General features: G+C 63.1%; 24 protein-coding genes. 2 read left to right on the top strand and 22 right to left on the bottom strand.

Annotated elements, in window-relative coordinates; all coding sequences use genetic code 11:
• Position 1 precedes the first annotated feature (1 nt).
• The 21 genes from GWC77_RS14430 to GWC77_RS14330 form a co-directional block, all read right to left on the bottom strand.
• Complete coding sequence (locus tag GWC77_RS14430) at positions 2-472, bottom strand: F0F1 ATP synthase subunit B (protein ID WP_173257851.1); 471 nt, start codon at positions 470-472, stop codon at positions 2-4.
• A gap of 138 nt (positions 473-610) precedes the next feature.
• Positions 611-880 (bottom strand): F0F1 ATP synthase subunit C, encoded by a 270-nt coding sequence (atpE, locus tag GWC77_RS14425; RefSeq protein ID WP_007180033.1) that lies wholly within the window; start codon positions 878-880, stop codon positions 611-613.
• A gap of 79 nt (positions 881-959) precedes the next feature.
• Positions 960-1,811, bottom strand: coding sequence for a F0F1 ATP synthase subunit A (gene atpB, locus GWC77_RS14420; protein WP_173257849.1), 852 nt, complete (start codon positions 1,809-1,811; stop codon positions 960-962).
• A gap of 33 nt (positions 1,812-1,844) precedes the next feature.
• A complete protein-coding gene (locus GWC77_RS14415; RefSeq protein ID WP_173257847.1) occupies positions 1,845-2,378 on the bottom strand; it encodes an ATP synthase subunit I in 534 nt (177 codons plus the stop codon).
• 299 nt (positions 2,379-2,677) lie between these two features.
• Positions 2,678-3,787, bottom strand: coding sequence for an SLC13 family permease (locus GWC77_RS14410; protein WP_254366967.1), 1,110 nt, complete (start codon positions 3,785-3,787; stop codon positions 2,678-2,680).
• A gap of 29 nt (positions 3,788-3,816) precedes the next feature.
• A complete protein-coding gene (locus GWC77_RS14405; protein WP_173257843.1) occupies positions 3,817-4,704 on the bottom strand; it encodes a ParB/RepB/Spo0J family partition protein in 888 nt (295 codons plus the stop codon).
• Positions 4,705-4,736: 32 nt separating this feature from the next.
• Complete coding sequence (locus tag GWC77_RS14400) at positions 4,737-5,507, bottom strand: ParA family protein (RefSeq protein ID WP_173257842.1); 771 nt, start codon at positions 5,505-5,507, stop codon at positions 4,737-4,739.
• A gap of 3 nt (positions 5,508-5,510) precedes the next feature.
• Positions 5,511-6,242 (bottom strand): 16S rRNA (guanine(527)-N(7))-methyltransferase RsmG, encoded by a 732-nt coding sequence (gene rsmG, locus GWC77_RS14395; RefSeq protein WP_173257840.1) that lies wholly within the window; start codon positions 6,240-6,242, stop codon positions 5,511-5,513.
• Complete coding sequence (gene mnmG, locus GWC77_RS14390) at positions 6,239-8,203, bottom strand: tRNA uridine-5-carboxymethylaminomethyl(34) synthesis enzyme MnmG (RefSeq protein WP_173257838.1); 1,965 nt, start codon at positions 8,201-8,203, stop codon at positions 6,239-6,241. The genes rsmG and mnmG overlap by 4 nt, the downstream gene beginning before the upstream one ends.
• A 180-nt stretch (positions 8,204-8,383) precedes the next feature.
• A complete protein-coding gene (locus GWC77_RS14385; RefSeq protein WP_173257836.1) occupies positions 8,384-9,142 on the bottom strand; it encodes an ABC transporter ATP-binding protein in 759 nt (252 codons plus the stop codon).
• A gap of 1 nt (position 9,143) precedes the next feature.
• Positions 9,144-10,940, bottom strand: coding sequence for an ATP-binding cassette domain-containing protein (locus GWC77_RS14380; RefSeq protein WP_173257834.1), 1,797 nt, complete (start codon positions 10,938-10,940; stop codon positions 9,144-9,146).
• 1 nt (position 10,941) lies between these two features.
• Positions 10,942-11,997, bottom strand: coding sequence for a branched-chain amino acid ABC transporter permease (locus tag GWC77_RS14375; protein ID WP_173257832.1), 1,056 nt, complete (start codon positions 11,995-11,997; stop codon positions 10,942-10,944).
• A gap of 16 nt (positions 11,998-12,013) precedes the next feature.
• Positions 12,014-13,171: an ABC transporter substrate-binding protein gene (locus GWC77_RS14370; protein ID WP_173257831.1), complete on the bottom strand. Its 1,158-nt coding sequence runs from the start codon at positions 13,169-13,171 to the stop codon at positions 12,014-12,016.
• Positions 13,146-13,601 (bottom strand): hypothetical protein, encoded by a 456-nt coding sequence (locus tag GWC77_RS14365; RefSeq protein WP_173257829.1) that lies wholly within the window; start codon positions 13,599-13,601, stop codon positions 13,146-13,148. Before GWC77_RS14365 ends, GWC77_RS14370 begins: the two co-directional genes overlap by 26 nt.
• Before the next feature lie 77 nt (positions 13,602-13,678).
• The gene (locus GWC77_RS14360) at positions 13,679-14,650 is read right to left on the bottom strand and encodes a branched-chain amino acid ABC transporter permease (protein ID WP_173257827.1); all 972 of its coding nucleotides are present in this window, start codon (positions 14,648-14,650) and stop codon (positions 13,679-13,681) included.
• Entirely contained in the window at positions 14,650-15,534 is an 885-nt protein-coding gene (locus tag GWC77_RS14355) for a branched-chain amino acid ABC transporter permease (RefSeq protein ID WP_173257825.1), read from the bottom strand. The genes GWC77_RS14360 and GWC77_RS14355 overlap by 1 nt, the downstream gene beginning before the upstream one ends.
• 76 nt (positions 15,535-15,610) lie before the next feature.
• Positions 15,611-16,831 carry an ABC transporter substrate-binding protein gene (locus tag GWC77_RS14350; protein ID WP_173257823.1) on the bottom strand — a complete coding sequence of 407 codons (1,221 nt, stop codon included), beginning with the start codon at positions 16,829-16,831 and terminating at the stop codon, positions 15,611-15,613.
• A gap of 88 nt (positions 16,832-16,919) precedes the next feature.
• Entirely contained in the window at positions 16,920-17,681 is a 762-nt protein-coding gene (locus tag GWC77_RS14345) for an ABC transporter ATP-binding protein (RefSeq protein WP_173257821.1), read from the bottom strand.
• Between the two features lie 5 nt (positions 17,682-17,686).
• Positions 17,687-18,466 (bottom strand): ABC transporter ATP-binding protein, encoded by a 780-nt coding sequence (locus GWC77_RS14340; RefSeq protein ID WP_173257819.1) that lies wholly within the window; start codon positions 18,464-18,466, stop codon positions 17,687-17,689.
• Between the two features lie 244 nt (positions 18,467-18,710).
• The gene (locus tag GWC77_RS14335; RefSeq protein ID WP_173257817.1) at positions 18,711-19,514 is read right to left on the bottom strand and encodes a hypothetical protein; all 804 of its coding nucleotides are present in this window, start codon (positions 19,512-19,514) and stop codon (positions 18,711-18,713) included.
• 219 nt (positions 19,515-19,733) lie between these two features.
• A complete protein-coding gene (locus tag GWC77_RS14330; protein ID WP_173257815.1) occupies positions 19,734-21,410 on the bottom strand; it encodes a GMC family oxidoreductase in 1,677 nt (558 codons plus the stop codon).
• A gap of 107 nt (positions 21,411-21,517) precedes the next feature.
• Between GWC77_RS14330 and GWC77_RS14325 the strand changes: the two genes are divergently transcribed.
• Together GWC77_RS14325 and GWC77_RS14320 are read left to right on the top strand one after the other, a co-directional pair.
• Complete coding sequence (locus GWC77_RS14325) at positions 21,518-22,414, top strand: LysR family transcriptional regulator (protein ID WP_173257813.1); 897 nt, start codon at positions 21,518-21,520, stop codon at positions 22,412-22,414.
• A gap of 155 nt (positions 22,415-22,569) precedes the next feature.
• Positions 22,570-22,875, top strand: a complete 306-nt coding sequence (locus GWC77_RS14320; RefSeq protein WP_173257811.1) for a 4a-hydroxytetrahydrobiopterin dehydratase — start codon at positions 22,570-22,572, stop codon at positions 22,873-22,875.
• A gap of 43 nt (positions 22,876-22,918) precedes the next feature.
• On the opposite strand, the gene GWC77_RS14315 is transcribed toward GWC77_RS14320, so the two are convergent.
• Positions 22,919-23,161 carry a DUF3717 domain-containing protein gene (locus tag GWC77_RS14315; RefSeq protein ID WP_173257808.1) on the bottom strand — a complete coding sequence of 81 codons (243 nt, stop codon included), beginning with the start codon at positions 23,159-23,161 and terminating at the stop codon, positions 22,919-22,921.
• Positions 23,162-23,283: the final 122 nt, after the last annotated feature.

Raw genomic sequence — 23,283 nt, 5'->3', positions numbered from 1 at the left:
ATCAGAACTCGGCTTTCAGTTGATTGAGCAATTCGGCGTGGGCCGCTTGATCGATCTCGCGCTTCAAGATTTGCTCGGCGCCCTTCACCGCGAGCGCGGCCACTTCGCCGCGCAGCGTTTCGCGCGCCTTGACGATCTGTTGGTCGGCATCGGCCTTGGCCTGCGCAATGATGCGCGCCGCTTCGGCTTGCGCATTGGCCTTGATTTCGTCGGCCACGGCGAGCGCGCGCTTTTCGGCGTCGGCGATGCGCTGCTGACCATGGTTGCGGGCTTGGGCGAGCTCCTGATCGACGCGTTTGTGCGCGGCTTCGAGCTCCGTCTTGCCCCTTTCGGCGGCGGCCAGGCCGTCGGCGATCTTCTTCGCGCGTTCGTCGAGAGCGTTGATCAACGGCGGCCACACGAACTTCATCGTGAACCACGCGAGGATCAGGAACACGACCATTTGCGCAAACAGGGTTGCGTTGAGATTCACGGTGTTTCCTTAAACGTTGCTAGTTCGGAAAGTGAAACGGTAAGGCGCTCATCGACTTTCACGTTCGATCAGCGCCCAAGATCCGTTTCGCCCCTTGCGCCGACGCATGCCGCCGTCCGCGCAAACTTCCGAGAAACCTCAGCCTGCGAGCTTCGAGAGCAGCGGGTTCGCGAACGCAAACAGCATTGCCACACCGACGCCGATCAGGAACGCCGCGTCGATCAGACCGGCCAACAGGAACATCTTGGTCTGGAGCGGGTTCATCAGTTCAGGCTGACGTGCGCAGGCTTCGATGTACTTGCCGCCCATCAGGCCGATACCGATACAGGCGCCGATTGCACCCAGGCCGATGATGATGCCGATACCGATGGCGGTCAGACCTTGGATGTTGGCGATGAAAGCTTGCATGATCACTCCTTTGTAAAAGACTTTTTAGAACTGGATTTAGAGAAACGAAAACGAATTCGCTGATGCAGGCCCTGTCGCGTCAGTGCGTGTCGTGAGCCTGACCGATGTACACGAGCGTCAGCATCATGAAGATGAACGCCTGCAGCAACACGATCAGAATGTGGAAGACCGCCCACACGCTCCCCGCGATCACGTGGCCGATGAAGCCGAGGACCGTCGTGTCCGCGCCGAAATTCCAGAGACTGCCGAGCAAAGCGATCAGCAGGAACAGCAACTCGCCGGCGTACATGTTGCCGAAAAGCCGCATGCCGAGCGAAACGGTCTTGGCGACGAACTCGATGATGTTCAGTGCGAGGTTCGGGATCCACAGCAGCGGATGCGCGCCGAACGGTGCGGAGAGCAGTTCGTGCAGGAAGCCGCCTGCACCCTTGATCTTGAAGTTGTAGTAGATCATCAGCACGAACACGCCGAGCGCGATGCCGATGGTGCCGTTCAGATCGGCCGTCGGCACGATGCGGTGGTGCGAGATGACGCCCGACAGGCCCAGCAGGCCAATGAGGCGGCCCGGCAGGTCGACGGGGATGAAGTCGAGCGAGTTCATCAGCGCGACCCACACGAACACGGTCAGCGCGAGCGGTGCAATAAACGCGCGATTGCCGTGGATCATCGACTTCGATTGATCCTCGACCATCTCGACGAGCATCTCGATTGCGCACTGGAAGCGCCCCGGCACGCCGGGCGTGGCCTTGCGCGCGGCAAGACGCAGCACGAGGATGGTGATGACGCCGCAAACGATCGACCAGAACAGCGTGTCCAGATTCCAGACATGGATGTCGAAAATCGACGTCTGGTGCGAGGTGGAAAAGTTCTGCAAGTGATGCGCGATGTACTCGGACGGATCCGCCACGCGCGTGCCTTCGCTAGCTGCCATATCGTTAATGCCACCCAAATTGTCGAAAATCTTTCAGTGCAGCGCGAGCGCGACCCAATACGTCTTGAGCGCGATGAGATAGGTCACGAAAAGCGGCAACCACCGCACGTCGTGATACCAGAACGCGATTGCGACGAACATCGCAACCGTCACCCCCATCTTGAGCGCTTCGCCGATCATCCAACCGAAAATCGATCCGCCTGCGCCCGCTCTTCCAAGACGTGCCGCGAACAATGCGCTCGGCACCCAACAAATCGCTCCCCCGAGGAACGCCGACAGCGCAGCAGCACCCGGCGGCTCGTAAAACAGCCACCAAACCAGCGTTGCAACCAGGGACAAAACCATTTGCGCCATCACGACCCGGAACGGCGTGACGCGCGCTGGACGGCTCACTTTCGGGCCGAAGAGCTTTTCGGCCTCCGCCCGCGTGAGCGGAACGATATTTATATCTTGCTGCTCGGCATCCCACGCATCGTCGACATGTTCGACGTGACCGACGCGCGGCGCAGTGGAAACAGTCTGTGGCGCGCGTGCCTCGTGCCTTTCTTCCGGCTCTCGATCCGCCATCGCCTATCCGCCAAAAACGACTGCTCAAAGACCCATTTCCGACCCGCCGCCGCTTCGTCGCGCGCGCTTTCCATTACTTCGCCACGTGCGAGCTTCTTTCGACGTGCTTACGGGGCTGCCTAGCTAATAAATCCGGGCGATTGTAAGCGATACTCGCAGGCGATTCAAGACTTTAGGTCGAACGGCAAGATGGCGCGAACGGTGTCCGGGCGACCGCTCGCGCGGCGGCGGACACTGCCCGGTTGAATGCCCGTTGCAAGGCGGCTGCAAGTGGCGCGCGGGCTCGATCTCAGCAGATGTCAGCGCACGAGCCAGGCGCCGAACGCCGTTGCTACGATCCAGAACGGGATCGACAACAGATGGAACGCGGTCCAGGCGCCGCGCTCCTTGGCGAGCCGGATCGCAATGAGGTTCGCGAGCGAGCCGATGCCGAGACCGAACCCGCCGACGCTGACACCGAACGCCAGCGCGCGCCAGTCATGCGTGAACTCCGCCAGCATGATGGCCGCCGGAACATTGCTGATACCTTGCGATAACACGGAGCCTGCGACAAAAGCGCGCAGGGGTGTATCGATGCCGATGGCAGCGATGGTCGCCTTGATCGATGGCAGCGCCGCCACGCTGCGCAGGACGATGAACATCAGCACGAAGATCAGCAGGAGCGGCCAGTCGATCTTCAGCACGGCGTCGCGGCGCCAGAGAAGAAAGCCCAGTGCGATGGCGGCCACCCCGATCGCGGCGTGATGCGAATCGGCCAGCAGCACGAACGCCACGAAAAGCAGCCCCGCCGTCCCGGCGTACGCACGATCGACCGGTTGTGTCGCCGCATCGCGCGACAAATCGAGTGGGCGCGGTTCGAAGGCGAAAAACGCGACCGCATACAGCATGGCGGTCAATGCGGCGCAAAGCGGCAACAGCGCATCGACGAAAGCGCCGAACGAAACGCCGCTGGTCTGCCACAGAAACAGGTTTTGCGGATTGCCGAGCGGCGTCAGGATCGAGCCGGCGTTGACCGCCAGCGCCGTGAAAATCGCAAGCCGCTTGACCGGCAGCGGTGTCAGCCGGTTCAGCGACAGCACGAGCGGAACGACGACGAACAGCGCGACGTCGTTCGTCACGAGCATCGAGAGCCCCGCTGCCAACGCAATCACGAGGCCGGCGAGACCGCGCTCCGAATGCACGTGGTGGACGACGCGATGCGCGAGCCACATCAGAAAACCCGACAGTTCCACGGCTTTCGTCAGAATCAGCAGGCCCGCGAGCGTCTGAACGGTGGGCCAGTCGACGAGCCCGGGCAATGCGCGCCACGCCTGCGGATGCAGAGATTGCAGCAGAACGAGCGCCGCGACGAGAATGGCCAGGACTGGCTCGCTTGCAACAAATCCGACTATTTTGCGCAAACCGGGCATCCCGGCGCCGCGAGGCTTCTCGGCCGAACTCATGCGCTGGCGTTACCGCGCAAACGCGCGAGGATGCCTTCGAGCGCGTCGAGGCTGCCGAATTCGATCTGCACTTGACCGCGTCCGCGGCGGCCCAGTTTGATTTTCACGGCGGACGCGAGCAGATCGGATAGTTCCTCTTCGAGCCGGCGCGTGTCGCGGCCGCCGTCCTGACTCGCGCGCGCTTTCACCGTCGGTGCCGCTTTGGTCGTCACGTTGACGAGCCGCTCCGTCTCCCGCACCGACATCTGCTTGTTCACGACCTGGTTGGCGAGCGTGATTTGCGTCGCAGCGTCCACGGCCAGCAGTGCACGCGCATGCCCCATGTCGAGATCGCCGGCCAACAGCATCGTTTGAACCGGTGCAGCCAGATTGAGCAGCCGCAACAGGTTCGAGACAGCACTGCGCGAGCGTCCGACCGATTCGGCCGCTTGCTCGTGCGTGAAATTGAATTCATCGAGCAACCGTTGGATGCCCTGCGCTTCTTCGAGCGGATTCAGATCTTCGCGCTGGATGTTCTCGATGAGCGCCATGGCCGCCGCGGCCTGATCGGGCACGCTCTTGACGAGCACCGGCACCTCGTCGAGCCCGGCCAGGTGCGCAGCGCGGAATCGCCGCTCGCCCGCAATGATTTCGTACTTCTCCGCCGAGACAGGGCGCACGAGAATCGGCTGCATCAGACCTTGCGCGCGAATGCTCGCCGCGAGCTCCTGGAGGCTGCCCTCGTCCATGCGGGTACGCGGCTGATACTTGCCCGCCTGCAGGCGACTGAGCGGCAGCACATGCGGCGCGGCTTCGCTTTTGACCGCCGCGGCGATGTCAGGACTGCCGCCGAGCAGCGCCTCTAGACCTCGCCCCAACCCTTTCTTCTTCGCTACTGCATTCATTTCGCTTCCTCGTCTGCATTCCGTATCGCGGCTCAGAGCCCGCGCACGCGTTCAATCATCTCCGCACCGAACTGCACGTAGGCCTGCGCCCCGCGCGAAGCGCGGTCGAAGACGACGCCCGGCAGCCCATAGCTCGGCGCCTCTGCAAGGCGAACATTGCGTGGGATGACGACATCGAACACCTTGTCGCCGAAATGTTCCTTCAATTGATCCGAAACCTGCTGCTGCAGCGTGATACGCGGATCGAACATGACGCGCAGCAAGCCGATCACCTTCAAATCGCGGTTCAGGTTCGCATGGACCTGCTTGATCGTATTGACGAGGTCGGACAACCCTTCGAGCGCGAAGTATTCGCACTGCATCGGGATGACCACGCCGTGCGCCGCACATAAGCCGTTCAGCGTCAGCAGCGACAGCGCGGGCGGGCAATCGATGAGAACGAAGTCGTAGTCGTCGGCGACCAGTGCAATCGCCTCCTTCAACTGCTTCTCGCGATTTTCGACGCCGACGAGCTCGATTTCCGCCCCCGCGAGTTCGCGGTTCGCGGGCAGCACGTCGTAAGCGACCGCCTCGGGTTTGAGCCGCGCATCGGCCACCGAGACCCCATCGACAAGCACCTCGTAGACGGTGCTCTCGCATTTCGCCTTGTCGATGCCGCTACCCATCGTCGCGTTGCCTTGCGGATCGAGATCGATCAGCAATACCCGTTGCCCCTGCGATACGAGACTCGCGGCAAGGTTGACCGCCGTCGTCGTCTTGCCGACGCCGCCCTTCTGATTCGCGACGCAGAAGATTTTTGCCATCGTTTATTGGGTCCTAAGCGTGATAAGCGGAGCGATCGTCCGAGGCATGGGCTCGGGCACGATCTCGACCAAGTGCCGCTCGGCGTCGAGCAGCGGCACGTCTAGCCGAACGATCTGCGCCACGCGAACATCCGCCGGCAGCCGCGCAATCTCGGCATCGGGACGCACACCTTTCATGGCCCAGATCGACCCTCGCTCGCTGACGAGGTGCCGCGCAAGTGTAACGAAATCGGAGAGCTCTGCGAACGCACGGGAGACGATCGCGTCGAATTTTCCCGCGACTTCCACGCCCGGACGCAGCGTTTCCACCCTGCCCGTCACGACCGAGACGTTGGAGAGTTTCAGCTCCGCCTTCACCTGCGCCTGAAACGCCGTTTTCTTTTGAACGATATCGTTCAAGGTAACGGCCCGTTCGGGAAAGACGATCGCGAGGACGATGCCGGGCAAGCCGCCGCCCGATCCCACATCGAGGATGCTGTCGCCGGCGTGCGCGGCAAGATGCGGCGCGACCGAAAGCGAGTCCAGGACGTGTTGGATCAGCATCTGCCGCGGGTCGCGTATCGCCGTGAGGTTGTAGACGGCGTTCCACTTCGACAGCAGGCCCAGGTAATCGAGCAACCGCTCGGACTGCTCGCCGGACAACGCCAAACCAAGCTTCGCCACCCCCGAATCCAGCAGGCTGCGCAACGTGTCTCGATCCAGCGTCTGCCCCGCTCCCTTGCGCGATGACGTCATCGCGCCGGCGACGCGGCGTTCGGGCCGCCATCGTCGTGAGTCACAGGCTCCGGCCGCCGGCCAAGCCCTTTCTTCAGATGAACCATCAGCAGGGAGATCGTCGCCGGCGTAATGCCCGAGATGCGCGATGCCTGGCCGATCGTTTCCGGCCGGAATTGCTCGAGCTTTTGACGCGCCTCGAACGATAGGCCGCGCACAGCCGCGTAGTCGATGCGATCCGGCAGGCGCGTGTTTTCGTTCGCCTCGTTGCGCTCGATCTCGTCGGCTTGGCGATCGATATAGCCCTGGTACTTGATGCCGATCTCGATCTGCTCCTCGATCTGCGCAAGCAGGACCCGATCGTCGGCCAGCGGCGCATCCGGCCCGCACCCACCCTCGCGCAGCGCACAGATGCCTGCGTAACTGACGCCCGGGCGGCGCAGCAGGTCCGCCAAGCTGTACTCGTGATCGATCGGCTTGCCGAGCAGCGCGGTCGCCTCGGCCGCGGACAGCGTCTTCGGATTCACCCAGGTCATCCTCAGACGTTCTGTTTCACGTGAAACAGCATCCCGCTTGCGAGAGAACGCCTCCCAGCGTGCATCGTCGACGACGCCGAGCTCGCGTCCGATCTCGGTCAGGCGCATATCGGCATTGTCTTCGCGAAGGCTCAGACGATATTCGGCCCGGCTCGTGAACATCCGATACGGCTCCGACACACCGCGTGTGACCAGATCGTCGACGAGGACCCCTAGATAGGCCTCATCGCGCCGCGGGCTCCAGGCGTCTTTCTCCTGCACATGGCGTCCCGCATTGATGCCGGCGAGCAAACCCTGCGCCGCCGCCTCCTCGTAGCCTGTGGTGCCGTTGATCTGACCGGCGAAGAACAACCCTTTGATCGCTTTCGTTTCGAGCGACGCTTTCAGCCCGCGCGGATCGAAGTAGTCGTACTCGATGGCATAGCCGGGCCGAAGGATATGCGCGTTCTCCAGGCCACGCATCGAACGGACGAGCGCCAACTGAACGTCGAACGGCAGGCTCGTCGAAATACCGTTGGGATAAAACTCGTTCGTCGTCAGCCCCTCGGGCTCTAGAAAGATCTGATGAGAAGCCTTCGTCGCAAATCGATGGATCTTGTCCTCGATCGACGGGCAGTAGCGCGGGCCCACGCCTTCAATGACCCCGGTATACATCGGTGACCGGGCCAAGCCGCCACGAATGATCTCGTGCGTCTGCTCGTTCGTATGCGTGACCCAGCACGGCACCTGACGCGGATGTTGTTCTGCTCGGCCCAGAAACGAGAAGACAGGGACCGGATCGAGATCCCCGGGCTGCTCTTCCAGCACGGAAAAGTCGATCGTACGGCCGTCGATACGCGGGGGCGTCCCCGTCTTCAACCGCCCTTGCGGCAGCTTCAATTCCTTGAGCCGGGCGGACAGCGATACGGCGGCAGGATCGCCGGCGCGGCCTCCGGTGTAATGATTGAGGCCGACGTGAATCTTGCCGTCGAGGAACGTACCGGCCGTCAACACCACCGCACGCGCGCGGAAACGAATGCCGACTTGCGTCACGGCGCCGACCACGCGGTCGCCCTCCACGATCAAATCCTCGACCGCCTGCTGAAACAGACTCAAATTCGGCTGATTCTCGAGCCGATGGCGGATCGCCTGTTTGTACAAGAGGCGGTCGGCTTGCGCGCGCGTCGCGCGTACGGCAGGCCCTTTCGACGAGTTGAGAATGCGGAATTGAATCCCGGCCTCATCGGTTGCGGCCGCCATTGCGCCGCCGAGCGCGTCGACTTCCTTGACCAGATGGCCTTTGCCAATACCGCCGATCGACGGATTGCAGCTCATCTGACCGAGCGTTTCGATGTTGTGGGTCAACAGCAGCGTCTTTGCGCCCATGCGCGCGGAGGCCAAAGCGGCCTCCGTGCCGGCATGACCGCCGCCGACAACGATGACGTCAAATTCAGTGGGATAAAGCATTGTGGATCCCGCGACGAGAACGCGCGCGGGCCATTCGAGAGCGGAGATGCGCGAAATTATAACGGGTTCGGGAGGATCGCGATTCGCGTTCTCGGGGCTATGGCCTGTCGACGCGGGTTTATAGAGGCGAAGCCAAGCGTTGTTTCACGTGAAACAGCCCCCGCATTTCGCCCCCCGTCGTCACGCCCTCTTTCTGGCGAGCCCCAGATAAGTCTCGATGATCTGCGGATTGGCGGCCAGCTCCGCCGCCGCCCCTTCCAAGACGACCTCGCCCGTCTCCAGCACGTAGCCATAGTCCGAGATCTGCAGCGCCGCGCGCGCGTTCTGTTCGATCAGCAGTATGGCGACGCCCGTCTGCCTGAGCGCGCTGACGACGTGGAAGATTTCCTTGACGATGAGCGGCGCGAGCCCAAGACTCGGTTCGTCGAGCATGAGCAGATCGGGTTTGCCCATCAATGCACGACCGAGCGCCAGCATCTGCCGCTCGCCGCCGGAAAGCGTGCCCGCGGCTTGCCGACGTCGCTCTTTCAGCCGCGGAAAAAGTGCAAAGACCGGTTCGAGCTGATCGAGAAAATTCCGCTCGCCTGCGCGCTTGCGCCGATAGGCGCCCAGCACGAGGTTGTCCTCCACCGACATCGTCGAAAACAGCTCGCGCTTTTCCGGAACGAGGCATAGGCCGAGCGCAACGCGGGCTTCGATGGGCAAACTCGTCACGTCGGCATCGCGATACCGCAACTCGCCCGCCGAGTGGCCCGTCAGCGGCAGCGCACCCATGATCGCATTGAGCAGCGTCGACTTACCCGCACCGTTGGGACCGATCACGCTGACGATTTGCCCCGGCCACACGGCAATCGAGACATCGTGCAGTGCTTCGACTTTTCCGTAGCGCACCGATAAACCCGCCACAGCGAGGATCGGCCCAGCCATCGTTGCGTCCATGTCAATCCACTCCGCCGAGATAAGCCTCGAGGACCGCTGGATCGTTCTGAATATCCCGCGGCAGCCCTTCGGCGATGCGCGTGCCGAATTCCATGACCACGAGCCGGTCGGCAAGATTCATCACGAAATCCATGTCGTGTTCGACGAGCAGCACACTCATGCCTTCCGCCTGCAATTTGCGCAGCAACTCGGCGAGTCTTTGCTTCTCCTGGTATCGCAGGCCGGCCGCCGGCTCGTCGAGCAGCAGCAGCGCCGGATCGCAGCACAGTGCACGTGCAATTTCCAGGATGCGCTGCTGCCCTAGCGAAAGGCTGCCTGCCTCCTCGTACAAGTGCGCCTCCAGACCGACTCGCGCCAGCTGGCGCGCGGCCTCGGCCATCAGGCGCGCTTCCTCCGCGCGATTGAGCCGCGCGATGCTACGCCAGACGCCGGCCGATCCGCGCAAGTGCGCGCCGATCGCAACGTTTTCGAGCACGGTCATCCCGGGCAGCAGCTTGACGTGCTGAAACGTGCGCCCGATCCCCCGCCGAACGATTTCGCGCGCGTTGAGCGTATCGATGCGTTCGCCCGCAAACCGAATCGTGCCGTGCGTCACCGGCGACACGCCTGTCACGAGGTTGAACGTGGTCGACTTTCCGGCGCCGTTCGGTCCGATGAGTCCGACGATCTGCCCCGCTCTCACCTCGAAACTGACATCGTCGACGGCCACGAGACCGCCGAACGTCTTGCGCGCCCGCTCGACGACAAGCAACGGTTCACCGGCCTTTGGTTTTGTGCGTTGCGGCAAAACTGCTGCCTGTTCAGGCACGCGCGCGGCCGGGGCCCTCGGGAAGGCCCGTGCCACGAAGGGCCAGACGCCTTGCCGCGCATGCTGCAGTAGCAGCACCATGAGAATGCCGAATACGATGACTTCGAAATTGCCGCTTTGGCCGAGCAGCACGGGCAGGATCGATTGCAAATAGTCCTGGAGGATCGTGAGGATGGCGGCGCCCAATATCGCACCCCAGACGTGCGCTACGCCGCCCACGACCGCCATGAACAGATATTCGATGCCGTGGTTGAGCCCGAATGGCGTGGGATTTACCGCACGCTGCAAATGCGCATAGAGAAACCCGGAAATCGAGGCAAGCACGGCCGAGTAGACGAAGATCACGACGCGCATCCACGCCGTATTGACGCCCATGGCCTCCGCCATCGTGCCGGCGCCGCGCAGCGCGCGGATGGCGCGTCCGGGCCGGCTGTTCAGCAAGTTCTGCACGGAGAGTACCGCTGCGAGCACGACGATCCAGATGACGTAGTAGATGCTGCGGCCCGAAGCGAGCGACACGCCGAACAGCGAGAGCGGCGGGATACCGCTGATCCCGTCGTATTTGCCGAGCGCTTCCAGATTCCCGAACAGGTAATACAGCGAGAGCCCCCAGGCGATGGTCCCCAGCGGCAGGAAATGCCCCGATAGACGCATCGTGACCGCGCCGATGACGAACGCGACGAGCGCCGTCAGCGCGATGCCGACAAAGAGCGCCACCCACGGGGAGATGCCCAGCCGCGTGGTCAGAAACGCACTCGCGTAGGCACCCACGCCGACGAACGCCGCCTGGCCGAAGCTCGTCATGCCGCCGATGCCGGTCAGCAAGACGAGGCCGATGGCCACGATCGAATAGAGTCCGATGTAGTTGAGCAGCGTGATCCAATACTCCGGCGCACTCAGCGGCCCCGGCAACACCGGTAGCGCGAAGATCGCCACGAGAAAGAACCAGAACGGCTTGGCGAGCCAGGCCGGGCGCCTCGTCGCAGTCATGTCAGTCTTCGTCCTCTTCGACGTGCGGGCTTGCCAGGCTGCGCCAGAGCAGTACCGGGATGATGACGGTGAACACGATCACCTCTTTGTAAGCACTCGCCCAGAACGACGAATACGATTCGAGCAGTCCGACGAGCAGCGAGCCGGCGGCCGCGAGCGGATAGCTGACGAGGCCGCCGATGATCGCCCCGACGAACCCCTTCAGGCCGATCAGGAAGCCCGAGTCGTAATAGATCGTGGTGAGCGGCGCGACGAGCACACCCGACAAGGCGCCGAGTGCGGCTGCCAGCGTGAACGCGAGCCGTCCGGCTTGCGCGGTGCCGATGCCGACGAGCCGCGCCCCCAGACGGTTCACCGCGGTGGCGCGCAAGGCCTTGCCTGAAATCGAGCGGTCGAAATAGATGTACAGCGCGACGATGAGCGCAAGCGTCGTCAGCACGACCCATACGCTCTGCCCCGCCATCGTCAGCGCGCCGACCGTGAATGTCGCATCCGAGAACGGCGTCGTGCGCGATCCTTCCGCGCCGAACATCCACAGACCGAGCCCGACCATCGCGAAGTGCACCGCGACGGCAACGATCAGGAGCAGCAGCGTCGAGCCCTGCGCGATCGGCTCGTACGCTAGCCGGTAAATGAACGGCCCCATCGGCACGACGATAAGCAGCGTCAACGCCACTTGCGCGAGCATCGGCATCGGCTGCGCGCTCAAACGCACGTTGACCAGATAGACCGCCAAAGGAAAGATCAGATATCGGCCCGCAAGCAGCGCGACATGGCGAATCATGCCCTGCGTGCGGCCAGGCCGACGCAGCAGCCCCAGCGCTTGCGTGACGAAGCATGCCGCGCCGAGCGCCATCAGCAGGAGCGTCGTGGGCGGCAACTTGTTTGCCTGCAGCGCCGCGAGCGTGAGTGCGCCGTAGGAGACGAACTCCCCTTGCGGGATGAAGATGACGCGCGTCACCGAAAAGACAAGCACGAGCGCCAGCGCGAGCAGCGCATAGACGGCACCCGTCGTCACGCCATCCTGAGCCAGGATGGCCGCGATCGATAGATCCATGCTTCGTTGTCCCGACCTATTCGCCGACGACCTTCCACTTCCCATCGACGATCTGCACCATCACGCGTGCACGCTTGTCGAAGCCGTTGTGATCGGTCGGGGTAATCGTCATGATGCCGTGCGAAACGGGCAGGCTTTTGATTCCTTCGAGCGCGGTGCGCAACGCCGCGCGGAACTCCGGCGTGCCGGGTTGGGCGCTTTTCAGCGCGACGGGGATCGCCTGCTGCAGCATCTGGCCCGCGTCCCACGCGTGGCCGCCGAACGTGACGACCGACCCGGCGCCGTACTTGCCTTCGTAGGCGCTCTTATAAGCGAGCGCCGACTTCTTCACGGGGTTCGCATCGGGCAGTTGATCCGCTACGAGGATCGGACCGACCGGCAGCACTTCCCCGTCGCAGTCCTTACCGCACACGCGCAGAAAATCGTTGTTCGCCACGCCGTGCGTCTGATAGACCTTGCCCGTGTAGCCGCGCGCCTTCAGTTCCTTGGCCGGCAACGCGGCCGGCGTGCCCGAGGCCGCGATCAGCACCGCATCGGGCCGCACGCCGATGGTCTTGAGCACCTGCCCCGTCACCGAGGTATCCGTGCGGGCATAGCGCTCGTCACTGACGAGCTTGAGCCCGTGTTCGCCCGCGGCTTTCGTGAACGCCTGATGCCAGCTTTCGCCATAGGCGTCGGTAAAGCCGATGAAGCCCACCGTCTTGACCCCGTGCGAGCGCATGTAGCTTGCTATCGCATCGGCCATGAGACTGTCGTTTTGCGGCGTCTTGAACGCCCAGCTGCGCTTGGCATCGACGGGCTGCACGATGTTGGCCGAAGCGGCCATCGAGATCATCGGCGTTTTCGCTTGGGAGACGACATCGAGCATGGCCATCGAGTTCGGCGTGGTGCTCGAGCCGACGATGACGTCGACGTGGTCCTCGTCGATGAGCTTATGCGCGTCCTGAACAGCCTTGGTTGTATCGGATGCATCGTCGAGCACGATGTACTGCACGCTCTTGCCGCCGATTTCCTTCGGCAGCAGCTCGATGGTGTTTTTCTCGGGAATGCCGAGCGATGCCGCCGGCCCCGTGGCGGACAAGACAACGCCGACTTTCACCTGCGCGAACGCGGTACCCCAGGCGCAGACCAGTGCCGCGATCGTGCCGTTACATACCCACTGCTTCATCGTCATTGCGGATCTCCAGACGCTTCGTTCGAAAGCGTTGTTGTTGTAGCCGGTCTGTCCGGCGATCTGAATCGATTCGTACACCGAAAGAAAAACGCCAATCGTAGCGTGAAGCGCGGCGCGCAGCGGCAAAAACACGCAAGCGTTGCCGCACCGCGGGCCACACTGGCGCGACGGCGCTGGAAAAGAAAAGGAAACGGGGGGAAAGCGGTGCGTTTCGTTCGATGGCGAAACGCAACGATGCGAATGGCGACCGGCCTCGGCAGCTCGCGTGCCGGTGCTGAAAAGCGAACGGCAAAATAAAAGCGCTGTTGGATCTCTCCAACAGCGCCTTCGTCCGGGCACTGAGTGCCTCGATTGTCTCCTCGTTCTCCACCTGCAAATTCGGTGCATCAGAACTGGAACGAAGATTAAACGCCCCCGTCTGGGGCGACAACCTAGCACTTTCCCTAGTGGTGTGCATTCGCGCGCGATTCATACGCATTGCGCACGCGAAACGCACTGACTTCGCACTCACGCACGCAGCATACGCACGCGGGACACGATCTCACCGACGATGCCGCGCCGGAACGCGAGTACGCATACGATGAAGATGAAGCCCACGACGATCGTCGTCGATTCGCCGAGCGTGTTGAACCAGGTGATGCCTGTCGCCGACGCGAGGACCGCGCCGATATCGCCGAGCCGGTCCTCGAGCGTGATGATGATCGTCGCACCGAGGACGGGCCCGAACAGCGTGCCCATCCCGCCAACGAGCGTCATCAGCACGACGAGCCCCGACATCGTCCAATGCGCATCGCTGAGCGTCTCGAAGCCGAGCACGAGTACTTTGAGCGAACCCGCGAGGCCCGCGAGCCCGGCCGAGAGCACGAAGGCGAGCAGCTTGAAGCGGTCGGTGTCGTAGCCGAGCGAAACGGCCCGCGGCTCGTTCTCGCGAATGGCCGTCATCAGTTGTCCGAACGGCGAATGAACGATGCGTACGATCAGCGCAAAGGCGAGCGTCACGACCACGAGCACGAGGTAATAGAGCGCGACATCGGAAGACAGATCGATCGCCTTGAACAACGTTCCGCGCGGCACGCCTTGCAGGCCATCCTCGCCGTGCGTGAACGGCGCCTGCAAATAGATGAAGTAGATCATCTGCGCGAAGGCGAGCGTGACCATCGCGAAATAGATACCCTGCCTCCGAATCGCAAAGAGTCCGACGACGAACCCCAGCAGCGTCGCGGCCGCGGTGCCGGCGATGACACCGACGAGCGAAGGAAAGCCGAGCGACTGTATCGCGAAGCCCGTGACGTAGCCGGCGGTGGCAAGAAACATCGCATGGCCGAACGACAGCAACCCCGTATAGCCGATCAGCAGATTGAAGGCCGCCGCGAAGAGCGCGAAGCAAAGCACCTTCATGACGAACACGGGATAGACGCCGACCCACGGCGCGATCAGGAGGCCCGCGAAGAGCAGGCCATAGAGCGCTTTTCTCTGCATCACCGTTCCTTGCCGAAAAGACCCGCGGGACGCACGAGCAGCACGAGCGCCATGATGACGAAGACCACAGTGGACGAGGCCTGCGGATAGAACACGCGCGTGAACCCTTCGACGACACCGAGCATCAAACCCGTCAGGATCGAGCCCATGATCGAACCCATGCCGCCGATCACCACGACCGCGAACACGGTGATGATCATCGATTGCCCCATCAGCGGCGAGACCTGAATGACGGGCGCCGCCAGCACCCCCGCGAAAGCCGCGAGCGCCACCCCGAAACCGTACGTGAGCGTGATCATGAGCGGCACGTTCACGCCGAATGCCTCGACGAGCTTCGGGTTTTCGGTGCCCGCGCGCAGATAGGCGCCAATGCGCGTCTTCTCGATGACGAACCAGGTGACGAAGCAAACGACGAGCGAAGCCACCACGACCCATGCGCGATAGTTCGGCAGCAACATGAATCCGACGTTCGTTGCGCCCGCAAGCAACTCGGGAACGTCGTAGGGCTGCCCCGAGGAACCGTAAAGCGAGCGGAATATCCCTTCGATGACGAGCGTGAGGCCGAACGTCAGCAGCAGACCATAGAGATGGTCGAGCCGGTAGAGCCAGCGAAGCATCGTGCGCTCGACCACGATACCGAACGCGCCCACGACGAGCGGCGCCAGCACGAGCATCGCCCAGTAGGGCAGGCCGAGATAGTTGAACCCCATCCAGGCGAGCATCGCGCCAAGCATGAACAACGCGCCGTGCGCGAAGTTGATCACGTTGAGCATGCCGAAGATGACCGCCAGCCCCAGGCTCAGGATCGCGTAGAACGATCCGTTGACGAGCCCGAGCAAGAGCTGGCTCAGCATCGCGGGCAACGGAATGCCGAAGATGTCCATTTAACCTGCCGTCGAAAAAGGGTAGCCGCGCGCGAAAAGCGCGGCGCGCATCGTCATCGCGCGCCGCGCACTACGTCTACTTCCAGAGGTCGCACTGCGTTTCCGCCTTCGTACCGAACGCCTGGTCGCCCGGGATCGTCGCCTTCAGCATGTAGTAGTCCCATGGCTTCTTCGACTCGCCCGGCGTCTTCACCTGGAACAGATACATGTCGTGCTGCATGACACCGTCGGGGCGCACCGTACCCTTCGCATAGAAATCGTCGATCGGCTGCTTGTGCAACTGAGCCATGACCTTGTCGGGATCGGTCGAACCGACGGCCTTCACGGCGTTCAGATAAGTCATCGTCGCGGAGTAGTCGGCCGCTTGCAGGCTCGAAGGCATCTTGCCCGTCTTCTTGAAGTACTTCTCGGCCCATTCGCGCGACTTCGCGTTCTGATCCCAATACCAGCTGTCCGTCAACAACAGACCTTGCGCCGTCGGCAGCCCGACGCTGTGCACATCGTCGATGAACATCAGCAGTGCCGCGATCTTCATCGTCTTCGTGATGCCGAACTCCTTCGCCGCCTTGAGCGAGTTCACGGTGTCGCCACCCGCGTTGGCCAAGCCGAGCACCTGAGCCTTCGATGCCTGAGCCTGAAGCAGGAACGACGAGAAATCGGAGGCCGAGAGCGGATGGAAAGCATGACCCAGCACCTTCCCGCCGTTCTTTTCGACGACCTCGGTCGTATTCTTGTCCAGCGATTTGCCGAACGCATAATCGGCCGTCAGGAAGTACCACGTCTTGAAGCCCTGCTTCACGATCGCGGAGCCCGTACCGCGTGCGAGCGCGGTCGTGTCGTATGCGTAGTGGATCGTATAGGGCGTGCACTGCTTGTTCGTCAGCGCATCGGTGCCGGCGCCGATCGAGAAGTACGGCCGCTTCTTCTCCTTGATGACCTCGTCCATCGACAAGGCGGTCGCCGAGTTCGTCCCGCCGATCAGCATATCGAGACCTTCGGTGTCGATCCACTTGCGCGCTGCGGAAGCGGCGATGTCGGCTTTGTTCTGGTGGTCCTGGGTCAGCAGCTTGATCGGCAACCCATTGACCTTGCCCCCGAAGTCGTCGATGGCCATCTGGATCGCCGTCGCGCCACCCTTGCCGTCGATGTCGGCATACAGTCCCGACATATCGGTGACGAAACCGATCGTGACTTGAGTCTCAGCCGCGGTAGCCTGCTGCGCCGCGAGCCCGGCGGCGAGCGCGGTGGCGGTCAGCGCGAGTGTGCGTGCAGTGCTTGCGAACAAACTGCTTCTCATCAGAATCTCCTTCGCTTATGGTTGTTCGTGCAACTATTTTGACGCATGCGCCGCGCCGCGCCGCATGCAAGGAAACGCTTGTGGGGCCTTAAACGCCGAGCAGATCGTGCAGCACGGGCATCTTGCGTTCGAGCTCGCTCGCTTCGAAGTGCTCGACGATGCCGCCGTGTTCCATGACATAGAACCGGTCCGCAAGCGGTGCCGCGAAGCGAAAGTTCTGCTCGACCATGACGATGGTATAGCCGCGCGCCTTCAGTGTCAGGATCATGCGCGCCAATGTCTGCACGATGACGGGCGCGAGCCCCTCGGAGATCTCGTCGAGCAGCAGCAGGTTCGCCCCGGTGCGCAAGATACGCGCCACGGCCAGCATCTGCTGCTCCCCGCCCGACAGCCGCGTGCCCTGGCTTGCGCGCCGCTCCTTCAGGTTCGGGAACATCGTGTAGATCTCGTCGATCGGCATCGCGTCCTTGCCTGCGCCCACCGGCGGCGGCAGGATCAGATTCTCTTCGCAGGACAGGCTCGAAAAGATACCGCGTTCCTCGGGGCAGTATCCGACACCGCAGTGCGCGATCTTGTGCGTGGGCAAACCGATCGTCTCGCGCTCGCCGATGCGTATCGAACCTGTACGGCGCCCCGTGAGGCCCATGATCGCGCGCAGCGTCGTGGTGCGCCCTGCGCCGTTGCGGCCAAGCAGCGTCACGACTTCGCCGCGGTTCACCGTGAGATCGACGCCATGCAGGATGTGCGACTCGCCGTACCACGCTTGCAGGCCCGCAATGGTCAGTGCGGGCGTGCCCTGCGGCGCGGCGGCTGCCGCTCGCGCATCGGCTTCTACGTTTTGATGCGCCATCTGGTTCATCCGTGCGCCCCTGTGAGGGCGGCCTCGGCGCTGCCCATGTACGCCTGCATCACGAGCGGATTCTTCGAGACTTCCGCATAGCTGCCTTCGGCCAGCACCTCGCCGCGCTGCAAAACCGTGATCGTATCGGAGATGCCCGCGATCACGTTCATGTTGTGCTCGACCATGAGGATGGTCCGGCCCGCCGAGACCTTCTTGATGAGCGCGGTCACGCGATCGACATCTTCGTGTCCCATGCCCTGTGTCGGCTCGTCGAGCAGCATGAGTTCCGGCTCCATGGCCAGCGTCGTCGCGATTTCGAGCGCGCGCTTGCGGCCGTACGACAACTCGACGGTCGGCGTGTCGGCAAAATCGGTCAGACCCACTTGCGACAGCAGATCGTGGGCCTGCGCGTCGAGCGCCTCCAACGTGCGCTCCGAGCGCCAGAAGTGGTATGCGGTGCCGAGCGTACGCTGCAAACCCACGCGAACATTCTGCAAGACCGTCAAATGCGGAAACACGGCCGATATCTGGAACGAACGAATGATGCCCCGCCGCGCAATCTGGGCGGGCCGCTCGCGCGTGATATCGACATGGTTGAAAACGATTTGGCCCGCGCTGGGTTCGAGAAACTTGGTCAACAGGTTGAAGCAGGTCGTCTTGCCCGCGCCGTTCGGGCCGATCAGCGCATGGATCGAGCCACGGCGCACGCGCAGGTTCACGCCGTTCACGGCCGTGAATCCTTTGAATTCCTTGGTGAGCCCGCGCGTTTCGAGAATCGTGTCGCCGAGAATCATGTCCCCTTCCATGCCGAAGTTGGGCGTTGCGCCGCTTTATCACGCGCGCCGGGTGGGCGCGTCGCATCGGAACGGGGTTTGGGTGTCAAGACGCAAGCCCCGCCATTTTTTGGCATGGTGCATCATTGCGGGAAGGTCGGCCCCGCACCATGCGGCATCGGGAATTGTCCCCCCAATGATGCAGCGCATTCATCGGGATTTGCACTTAGGTTTGTTTACGTAATGCGGGACACGAAACGCCGGCCTATTCCTGTTCGGGCGTAATGGCCGCCTGCTCCAGCGAGCGAGCGAGCGCCTCTCTGACCGGGACAGGCAATTTTAGGGACTCGATGGAAATGTCGGCGAGCAATCCCGGATCGACCTTTGGATTGGACGAACCGTCGCCTCGGCCGAGCATCGAAAGAATTTCCGCGTAATGCGCGGCGCGGAGTTTCCGTCCGTCCCATGCCTGTCGTGCAGCTGATAGCGCCTGGCGTTGCTCGCTTTGCTCGCCTTGCGAAGGCGGCAGCATGCCGGCAATCCGGACGAGCGCTGCGAGCCAGTGACGCTGGCTATGGGCGGGGAGGTGCGATGACAATGCCAGCATGTCCGAAAATATCGTCCGCAGCTCCTCGACGTTGCTCGGGTCGACGGCTCGATGGGCCGGATGCTCGACCGCCCCCTTCCGGGCGCCGCCCGGAACTTCGCCGAGCGGCGGCGGTTCGTCGAACAGCCCGTCGAATGTGATCGAACGCGCGATCGAGTCCAGGATTTGAGCGTAGCTGCCGTCGTCCATCGTTGCTGCTCCCCAGGACTGCCGCGCGCGATCGAGCGTCTTTGCGCGCAACGCGGCCGCGCGTGCCTCCTCCTTTGTTGCTGAAACCCGCAGACCGCGCATGGCACCGCCGATTCCCCGTACCGGACCGAGGAGTTTTGCGAGTGCACCGTTATTCGCACGATGCGTCGGCGCGTGCGCCGGTGTTTCGGGAGGGTGATTCACCGGATGAGCCGGCTCACCGTCACCTCCGCCCGTCGCACGGGGGCCAGTCCGTCCAATATCGTTTCCCATCAGCGAAGCTCCGCACTGTTTGATTTCGACAGTGGGAACTCTAGCCATTGCGCCAACGCAAATGGCCGGTTTTCACGAAGCGAACACCGCTGCACCGAAAAGGTTTTCATCGTCGCTCGCCGTGCATTGGCTATGGGCTATGTCTTCGCGTCGGTGAGACGCCCGACTAATTGGCCAGCCAATACGTCCGCTGTACCGGGCGCAACCTGTGGATCGGCATTAATTGCGGATATGCCTTGATCCGCTCGCCGGTCGGCGCGTCATCTCGCTCGCACGCTCCGCGATCATCAATGTCGGCGAATTCGTGTTGCCCGATGTGATCGTCGGCATCACCGACGCATCGACAACGCGCAGCCCCGCTACCCCGATCACGCGCAAACGGGAATCGACGACAGCGGCGGGATCGTCGGCGACGCCCATGCGGCAGGTTCCGACCGGATGAAAGATCGTCGTGCCTACCGCACCGGCTGCCTTGACGAGCTCGTCCTCGGTCTGGAATTCGATGCCCGGGATGATCTCCTGCGGCATGTAGCGCGCGAGCGCGGGCGAAGCCACGATGCGCCGCGTGAGCCGCAGTGCATTGGCGGCCACATGGCGATCGTAGTCGGTCGACAGATAGTTGGGTGCAATGAGCGGCGGCGTGCTCGCATCGGGCGATTGGATATGGATACTGCCGCGCGAAGTCGGCCGAAGATGGCAAGCCGATGCGGTAAACGCATTGAAGCGATGCAGCGGCTCGCCGAAGCGGTCGAGCGAGAGCGGCTGCACGTGATATTCGATATCGGGACGCGTGATCGACACATCGTCGGGGCACGACTTGGCGAACGCGCCAAGCTGCGAAGGCGACATCGACATCGGGCCGCTGCGCGAGAACGCATATTGCGCGGCGATCCACAGCTTGCCCCACCAGTGGGCCGACAGCGTATTGAGCGTGCGTACGCCTTGCACGCGGTAGGCCATGCGCAACTGCAAGTGATCCTGCAAGTTCTCGCCGACGCCCCGCAGATCCTGCACGACACCGATACCCAGCCGCTGAAGACGCGCGCCATTGCCGATGCCCGACAGCTCGAGCAGCTGCGGCGAATTGACGGCACCGGCTGCGACGACGACCTCGCCGCGCGCACGCGCGACGAACTCGCGCATTCCCCCGTCACTGCCGCGGCTGCCGCGCCGATAGGCCACCCCGACACACCGCCTGCCCTCGAACACGAGCCGATTCACGTGCGCATCGGTGACGATCGTGAGATTGGGCCGAGCAAGCGCCGGCCGCAGAAACGCCTTGGAGGCATTCCAGCGCACGCCGCGCTTCTGATTGACTTCGAAATACCCGACGCCGGTGTTGTCCCCGCGATTGAAATCGTCGGTGGCGGGAATGCCCGCTTGCCGAGCGGCCTCGTGAAATGCCTCGAGCACTTTCCACTTCAGGCGTTGCCGCTCGACGCGCCAGGGACCGCCCACGCCGTGCCATGTGTCGCCGCCGGCGTGGTGATCTTCGCTGCGCTTGAAAACCGGCAGAACCGCATCCCACGACCATGAAGCGTCGCCTGTGATGCGCGCCCATTCGTCATAGTCCTCGCGCTGACCGCGCATATAGATCATGCCGTTGATCGACGACGAGCCGCCGAGCACACGTCCGCGCGGATACGATAATGCGCGCCCGTTCAGGCCCGGTTCGGCGCAGGTGCGATAGAGCCAATCGGTGCGTGGGTTGCCGATGCAGTACAAATAGCCGACCGGAACATGAATCCAGTGATAATCGTCCTTGCCGCCCGCCTCGATCAGCAGCACGCTTGCGCTGCTGTCCTCGCTGAGCCGCGCGGCAAGAACGCACCCCGCGGTGCCCGCGCCGACGACCACATAGTCGAATTCGCCGGCTGAAATCGTCTCTTTGTCCATGGCGCACTCCCCGCGGTTGCTCGTCGCTCGCAAGCGTACGCGCCCGTGATCGTGGAAATCCAATGAGTTCTGTTCAATTGCGATATAAGCCGCGCTAATATCGCGGCATGGACCTGACATTGCTGCGTGCGTTCGTCACCGTCGCCCGCGTCGGCAATCTGACGCGGGCGGCCGCGCAGCTGCACCTCACCCAGCCGGCCGTCAGTCTGCAACTGAAGAATTTGCAGGAAACGCTCGGCGTGGCGCTGTTTTCACGTACGGCGCACGGGCTCGTTCTGACGCGCGACGGACAAGTGTTGCTGCCCCATGCGGAACGCGCGCTCGCGGCGGCCGGCGATGTCGAGCGGGCGGCGGCGGCACTACGTCAGGAAGTGCGCGGCAAGCTGCGTATCGGTACGATTCTCGATCCCCATTTCCTGCGCCTGGGCGGGTTTCTGAAGCAGCTCGTGGAAACCTATCCTCAGATCGAAACAGCGCTACGCCATGGGATGTCGGGCTGGGTGGCGCAGGAGATCCGCGCCCGCGAGCTCGATGTCGGCTACTACATCGGCCAACCGGTCGAAGACGGCATGCCCGAAGGGCTCTTCCATACGGCCACACTCACGCGCTTTCAATACCGCGTACTGGCGCCGGCCGGCTGGAAGGACCGTGTGAGCCGGGCAAGCGATTGGCGCGCGCTGGCCGCCCTGCCGTGGATATGGACGCCGGCCGCATCGGCGCATCAGCGCTTGTTGTCGCGCCGCTTCGCCGAAGCCGGGGCAAGCCCCGTCAAAGTTGCCGAGGTCGATCAGGAAACGTCGATGCTCGATCTCGTGAAATCCGGCGTCGGGCTGACGCTCGCGCGCGATTCGATCGCCCTTGCGGAAGCACACGCGCATGGACTGACGATAGTCGAAGGCATTACGGTGCCGACCGAACTCACGTTGATCGCGCTCGCGGCGCGCATGGACGAGCCGCCTATCGCTGCCGCGTTCAAGCTCGCGGAAGCGCAATGGGCGACTTGAGCGATCGAGCCGATCAGCCGGCTTTGCGGCGCATGTCCGACGAAAAGCCGCGCTGGGCACATCACTGCGGGATCTGTGAAAAAATGCCTGTTGGGCTGGCGACCGTCGCGGCGAGGATAAGCGCCGCCGGGCCGCCCCACTGAGAGGAAATTCCCATGATTCATAAGCTGACTTCCGAGGAACGTGCCCGGCAGATGACCGAGCTGCAGGGTTGGCTGCCCGTCAACGGCCGCGACGCCATTCACCGCCAGTTCAAATTCGCCGATTTCAACGAAGCGTTCGGGTTCATGACCCGCGTGGCCATCAAGGCCCAGGAAATGAACCACCATCCCGAGTGGTTCAACGTCTATCAGACCGTGGATATCACGCTATCCACGCACGAAGCGCAAGGCGTCACCGAGCGCGATCTCGTGCTCGCACGCTTTATCGACGACGTAGCGCGTACGATGCAGCGCAACTGAGAAATCAGCGCGGGCAGCTCATCACCACGTCATCACCAGGCCATCAACCGTCGCTCCGCCCCGCCTCGCCGTCCATGGCCTGGCGATACCCATCCCAGGCCGCGCGGGCGGGCGGCTCCAGCGCTTCCACCGGGATATGCGCCCGACGCTGTACAATCAGCAACGCATACGGCTTGGAGAGCGCACTGGCCTCCTTGCACAGGCTGAGTTCGTCGCCGCTCGATGGCGAGCGGGCGCGCCAGAAGTTGATCGCCGCTTCGAGTTCGTTGATCGTGATATCGGACATGGTTGAGGTGACGGCTGCATGGGTGCCCGGGCGGACCCGGCTTGGCAAGCGGCTCGCGCTCGACTGTGGCGACGAGGCTCCAGCGAACCGCGTGCCGGCACGTTGACCCCAGCGCGCGTTGA

The organism is Paraburkholderia sp. NMBU_R16 (assembly GCF_013282575.1).
Classification (GTDB): domain Bacteria; phylum Pseudomonadota; class Gammaproteobacteria; order Burkholderiales; family Burkholderiaceae; genus Trinickia.
This window is presented reverse-complemented; position numbering and strand designations above follow the sequence as displayed.